Source organism: Massilia sp. P2_C2 (genome assembly GCF_056404615.1).
In genome coordinates this window covers 1-6,448 of the sequence record NZ_JBFUDR010000324.1, presented here as the reverse complement: position 1 = coordinate 6,448, position 6,448 = coordinate 1, and the positions used below count along the sequence as shown (strand labels likewise).

Annotated in this window: 4 protein-coding genes; all 4 read left to right on the top strand. The window is 67.6% G+C overall.

Annotation, left to right across the window (positions count from 1 at the left end; genetic code table 11):
• Positions 1-140 precede the first annotated feature (140 nt).
• Complete coding sequence (locus AC1DYX_RS25970) at positions 141-2,216, top strand: carbon starvation CstA family protein (protein WP_477264252.1); 2,076 nt, start codon at positions 141-143, stop codon at positions 2,214-2,216.
• Positions 2,216-2,413 (top strand): YbdD/YjiX family protein, encoded by a 198-nt coding sequence (locus AC1DYX_RS25965; RefSeq protein ID WP_477264250.1) that lies wholly within the window; start codon positions 2,216-2,218, stop codon positions 2,411-2,413. The genes AC1DYX_RS25970 and AC1DYX_RS25965 overlap by 1 nt, the downstream gene beginning before the upstream one ends.
• 342 nt (positions 2,414-2,755) lie before the next feature.
• Complete coding sequence (locus tag AC1DYX_RS25960; protein ID WP_477264248.1) at positions 2,756-5,590, top strand: hybrid sensor histidine kinase/response regulator; 2,835 nt, start codon at positions 2,756-2,758, stop codon at positions 5,588-5,590.
• 1 nt (position 5,591) lies between these two features.
• Positions 5,592-6,448: two-component system response regulator (locus tag AC1DYX_RS25955; RefSeq protein ID WP_477264246.1), on the top strand; the 857-nt coding region annotated here is incomplete at its 3' end.

Genomic DNA, 6,448 nt, shown 5'->3' with positions numbered 1-6,448 from the left:
ATCGTACGTAGGACTACGTAGAACGCTGCGTAATCATGCGCTTGTCGGTCGCAGACCCGTGCAAGATACTGGCAGACATGCTGCACTTCATGCAAGCCGGCATCGACCGGTCGGGCAGCGCATCCATCGGAGGAGTCATAATGAAACGTCTAACAAGCCAGCTCGGCTGGGTTGCGCTTTCGCTCGTGGGCGCAGTCTCGCTCGCCTACGTCGCCCTCAAGCGCGGCGAATCCATCAACGCGGTCTGGGTCGTCATGGCCGCAGTCTGCGTCTATCTTATCGCATACCGCTTCTACAGCCTGTACATCGCCGACAAGGTGATGGGCCTCGACGCCCGCCGCCAGACCCCGGCATACAAGTTCAACGACGGCCTCGACTACGTGCCGACGAACCGCTACGTGCTGTTCGGCCACCACTTCGCCGCGATCGCCGGCGCCGGTCCCCTCGTCGGCCCCGTGCTCGCGGCGCAGATGGGCTATCTGCCGGGCATGCTGTGGATCCTGGCCGGCGTCGTGTTCGCCGGCGCCGTGCAGGACTTCATGGTGCTGTTCATGTCGATGCGCCGCGACGGCCGCTCGCTGGGCGACCTGATCAAGTCCGAGATGGGCGAGATTCCCGGCGTCATCGCGCTGTTCGGCACCTTCATGATCATGGTCATCATCCTCGCGGTGCTGGCGCTGATCGTCGTGAAGGCCCTGACCGGCTCGCCGTGGGGTTCGTTCACCGTGATGGCGACGATCCCGATCGCGCTGTTCATGGGCATCTATTCGCGCTTCATCCGCGTCGGCCGCATCGGCGAAGTGTCGCTGATCGGCTTCGTGCTGCTGATGGGCGCCATCATCGGCGGCCAGTTCGTGCACGATTCGCCGACCTGGGGCCCGATGTTCACGTTCACCGGCACGCAGCTGACCTGGATGCTGATCGGCTACGGCTTCGTGGCCTCCGTGATCCCCGTGTGGCTGCTGCTGGCGCCGCGCGACTACCTGTCGACGTTCCTCAAGATCGGCACCATCGTCGCCCTCGCGCTGGGCATCGTGTTCGTCGCCCCGCTGCTGCAGATGCCGTCGATTACCCGCTTCATCGACGGCACCGGCCCGGCCTGGTCCGGCACGCTGTTCCCGTTCCTGTTCATCACCATCGCCTGCGGCGCCGTGTCCGGCTTCCACGCACTGATCTCGTCGGGTACCACGCCGAAGATGATCGAGAACGAGATGCACGCCCGCTTCATCGGCTACGGCGGCATGCTGATGGAATCGTTCGTCGCCATCATGGCCCTCGTCGCCGCGTCGACCATCGACCCGGGCGTCTACTTCGCGATGAACAGCCCGGCCGCCGTGCTCGGCACGACCGCCCAGACGGCCGCCGCCGCGGTCTCCAACTGGGGCTTCGTGATCACGCCCGACCAGCTCGTGCAGATGGCGAAGGACGTCGGCGAGAACACCATCATCTCGCGCGCCGGCGGCGCGCCCACGCTGGCCGTCGGCATGGCCCACATCCTGTCCAACGTCGTCGGCGGCAAGGCGATGATGGCGTTCTGGTACCACTTCGCGATCCTGTTCGAGGCACTGTTCATCCTGACTGCCGTCGACGCCGGCACGCGCGCCGGCCGCTTCATGCTGCAGGACCTGCTGGGCGCCTTCGTCCCGTCGCTGAAGCGTACCGACTCGCTGCCCGCGAACCTGATCGCCACCGGCCTGTGCGTCGCCGCCTGGGGCTATTTCCTGTACCAGGGCGTCGTCGACCCGCTGGGCGGCATCAACACGCTGTGGCCGCTGTTCGGCATCGCCAACCAGATGCTGGCAGGTATCGCGCTCACGCTGGGCACCGTCGTACTGTTCAAGATGAAGCGCGGACAGTACGCCTGGGTCACGATCGTCCCGACCGTCTGGCTGCTGATCTGCACCCTGTCTGCCGGCTGGCTGAAGATCTTCGACGCCAACGTCAAGGTCGGCTTCCTGGCGCACGCGAAGAAATTCCAGGCCGCGCTCGACCAGGGCCAGGTGCTGGCACCGGCGAAGTCGATCGACCAGATGAGCCGCATCATCTTCAACGACTACGTCGACGCCACACTGTGCGGCTTCTTCATGGTCGTCGTCGTGGCCGTGCTGCTGTACGGCATCCGCACGGCACTGGCCGCCCGCCGCGAAGCCCGTCCGAGCGTCAGGGAGACGCCGTTCGAGCCGGCGCCGGCCGCAGCGATGGCCGAGGTGCAGTGATGCTCGGCGCGCTGGCACAGGCAGGCCGCTACCTCGGGCAAAGCATGCGCCTGATGGTCGGCCTGCCGGAATACGACACCTATGTGGCGCACATGGAGAAAAACCATCCTGACCAGCCGGTCATGAGCTACGAGGAGTTCTTCCGCGAGCGCCAGCAGGCACGTTACGGCAACGGCAAGCGCGGCGGCTGTTGTTGAGGGGACCTCGCTAAACCTGCTGCGCGTTGCAGGTGCGGTCTGCGATGCTCGCTGTACGCCAGTACAGCTGCGCTTCTCGACCGCACCTGCGGCCGCTCGCGACGGTTTATCGAGGCCCCGATACGCTAACTATTTCCTCACCCCAAAACCCATTTCCTGAGCGGCACACTTCGTCGCTTTCTTCCGCTTCCCGCCCTTTCCCTTCCCCGCCGCTTTGCGCCAGCACAAACGGCGCGCCATGGCCCTCCCCTATAGTCAATTCTTGCAAGAATTTGCTTTCTTGCATGGTGAGCCTGTACCACAGGTTCGTTCGCAGCGCCGACCGCCGGATCCGCCCAACCCATGCAGAATCTCGAGCGCTCAAGCCTCAACCGAAAACTGACGACGATGTGTCTGCTGGCCGCCGCCAGCGCGCTGCTGGTCGCCTACCTCGCCTTTGCCGTGGCGACGGTGGTCGGCCAGCGCCGCGCCGAGCGGCAGGAGCTGGATGCGCTCGCGGCCGTGCTCGCGCAGGCCAGCCTCGATCCCGTACAGTTCAACGATCGCCGCCTGGCCACGCAGCTGCTGGCGGCGCTGGCGGTCCGTCCCCATCTCGCGTCCGCCGTCCTGTACGACCGCAAGGGCCAGCCATTCGCCGTGTGGAACGCGTCCGGCCGCGAAGCCGGTCCGGACGACACGCTGGACGGACTGGATACGGAACACCTGGCCRCCGCCGCCCGCGCCGCCAACCGGCCATGGCTGCCGGCATTGCGCGTCTACCGCGTACTCGGCGCGCCGGCGGACGCCGACGGCCGCGCCCTGCCGCCTATGGGCGCGGTGATGATCGAAAGCGACCTCGTGCCCGTCTGGCTCGACATCGCGCGCGCGCTGGGCGTGATGGCCGTCGCGCTGGCCGCCGCCATGCTGATGGCGCTCGTGCTGGCACGGCGGCTGCGGCGCAGCATCAGCGACCCGATCGGCAAGCTGATCAACGCGGCGCAGAAAGTCTCGGCCAGCCAGAACTACACGCTGCGCATCGCCCACAACCGCGGCGACGAACTGGGCGTGCTGATCGACAGCTTCAACAACATGCTGGCCCAGGTCGAGGGCCGCGGCGCCGCGCTCACGCACCACCGCGACGAGCTGGAACGCCAGGTCAGCGTGCGCACCGAGCAGCTGGAAAAGGCGAAGAACGCGGCGGAAGCGGCCAGCCGTGCGAAGAGCGCCTTCCTCGCCACGATGAGCCACGAGATCCGCACCCCGATGAACGGCGTGCTGGGCATGACGGAGATGCTGCTGGGGACGGACCTCACCGAGACCCAGCGCAACTACACGCGTCTGGTGCAGCAGTCGGGCGAGCACCTCCTCGTGATCATCAACGATATCCTCGATTTTTCCAAGATCGAGGCCGGCAAGCTCACCGTCGAGTACATCAACTTCAACCTGTGGGACCTGCTGGACGACATCCACACCGTCTACACGCCGCAGGCCGAGGCCAAGAACATCGCCCTGCACTTCGACATCGCGAACGACATCCCCGTCGCCATCTGCGGCGATCCGAACCGGCTGCGCCAGATCATGGCCAACCTGCTCGGCAACGCGCTCAAGTTCACCGAGCAGGGCCGCATCCTCGCCCGGGTGCGCATCGCCAGCGAAGACAACCAGGCCGTGATGCTGCGCTTCGAAGTGCACGATACGGGCATCGGCATCTCGCGCGACGCGCGCAGCCGCATCTTCGAGGCGTTCTCGCAGGCCGACGATTCCACCACGCGCAAGTACGGCGGCACGGGCCTCGGCCTCGCCATCTCGAAGCAGCTCGTGGAACTGATGGGCGGCGCCATCGGCGTCGAGAATGCGCGGACCCAGGGCTCGGTATTCTGGTTCACGGTCGCCTTCGACAAGCGCCGCGTCGACCCTGACGCGCCGGGCGACCACCAGCACACGATCGACGGCCTGCGCGTGCTCCTCGTCGACGAGCGCGAGACGAGCCGCGTCGGCCTCGAACGCCACCTGGCCACGTGGCACGTCGTGTGCGACGCGGCGGAGAGCGCGGACGAAGCGCTGGAGCGCCTGGACGAGGCGACGCGCGCCGGCCAACCTTACGACGCCGCGATCCTCGACATGGAGCTGGCGCACACGAGCGGCCTGTTGCTGGCCGCGCAGATCAAGTCCGCCCCGGCCGCGCGCGCCACGCGGCTCGTGCTGCTCAGCCCCGAACGGCTGGCTGCCGACCCGGTGCAGCGGCGCGAGGCCGGCGTCGCCTACCAGCTGATCAAGCCGGCGCGCGCGGCCGACCTGTTCGCATGCCTGGCGACGCCGCCGCGCGGCCAGGTGGCGCCGGCGCCGCGCTTCCTGCCGGCGCGCCCGCTGCAGCTGGACGCGAGCCGCCCGCGCACGCGGCGCGTGCTGCTGGCCGAGGACAATCCCGTCAACGTCGAAGTCGCGCGCGCGATGCTGGAAAGCCTCGATTTGCAGGTGGACTGCGCGCGCAACGGCCTTGACGCGCTGCAGGCGGTCCGCACGAATTCCTACGACGCGGTGCTGATGGATTGCCAGATGCCCGTGATGGACGGCTTCGCCGCGACGGCGGAGATCCGGCGCGAGGAACGCGAGGCAGGACGCGGCCGCGTGCTGCCCGTCATCGCCATCACGGCCAATGCGCTGCAGGGCGACCGCGAAGCCTGCCTCGCGGCCGGCATGGACGATTACCTGTCGAAGCCGTTCAGCCAGCAGGAAATCGCGGCCGTGATCGGGCGCTGGATGGCCCTGCCGCTCGCGGCCACCGTGCACCACGACGACGCGCCGCCGCGGCTGCCGCCGGAGTCCGTGGAAGTGATCCAGCGCGACGTGATCAATCGCGTGGCCCTGGACAAGATCCGCGCCCTGTCGCGCGAGCGCGGCGACGCCCTCGTACAAAAGGTGATCGCCGCCTACGTCGACGACACCCCGCAGCAGCTGCGCACGTTGCGCTCCGCCATCGACGGCCTCGACACGGACATCGTGCGGCGCGTTGCGCACACCCTCAAGTCGGCCAGCGCCAACGTGGGCGCCGAGGCCCTCGCCGCCCTGTGCAAGGAAATGGAGCACCTGGGCCGCGCCGATACCACAGAAGGCGCCGACGCGATCCTGACCGACATGGAACAGGAATTCCAGGCCGTCCGGCACTCGCTTACCGCCATCCTCGAAAAGGAAACCTGACATGCCAGCCCACCACCACAACCAGCGTGCAAACGCGCCGGCCGTCGTCCTGGTCGCGGACGACGATCCGGTGATGCGCCTGCTGATGCTCGAGATGCTGGACAGCGTCGGCCTGGTCGGCATCGAGGCCGAGGACGGCGCACAGGCCGTGGCCCTCGCGCATGCGCGCGCGCCCGACCTGATCCTGCTCGACGTCGAGATGCCGAAGATGGACGGCTTCGCGGCCTGCCGCGCGATCCGCGACCTGCCGAACGGCGCGACAGTCCCCATCGTGATGGTCACGGGCGGCGACGACCTGGAAGCCGTCACGAATGCCTACGAGGCCGGCGCCACCGACTTCGTCTCGAAACCGATCAACTGGCCCATCCTCGGCCACCGCGTGCTGTACGTGCTGCGCGCCAGCGATGCCATCGTGCGCCTGCGTATTGCCGACGCCCAGAACCGCGCCGTGCTGGCCGCCATTCCCGATACATTCTTCCGCATGTCGCGCGACGGCGTCTACCTCGATTACGAACCGGGGCGCGAAGGCCAGGCGCGCGGCGTGCGCGACGCCTGCGTGGAAGAACAGATCGTCGGCCGCCACGTGACCGACGTGCTGCCGCGCGACATCGCCGAACGCCTGCTGGAACAGGTCGGCATCGCTCTGAACGTGCGGCAGGTGCGTTCGGTCGAATACGAACTGATCCGCTGCGGCGAAGCCCAGCACGTCGAGGCCCGGCTCGTCGCGACGGGGCCCGACGAAGTGCTCGGCCTCGTACGCGACATCAGCGAGCGCAAGCGCGCCGAGGAACAGATCCGGCGTCTCGCGTATTGCGACAGCCTGACCGGCATCCCGAACCGCCAGGCCTTCCTCGAGAT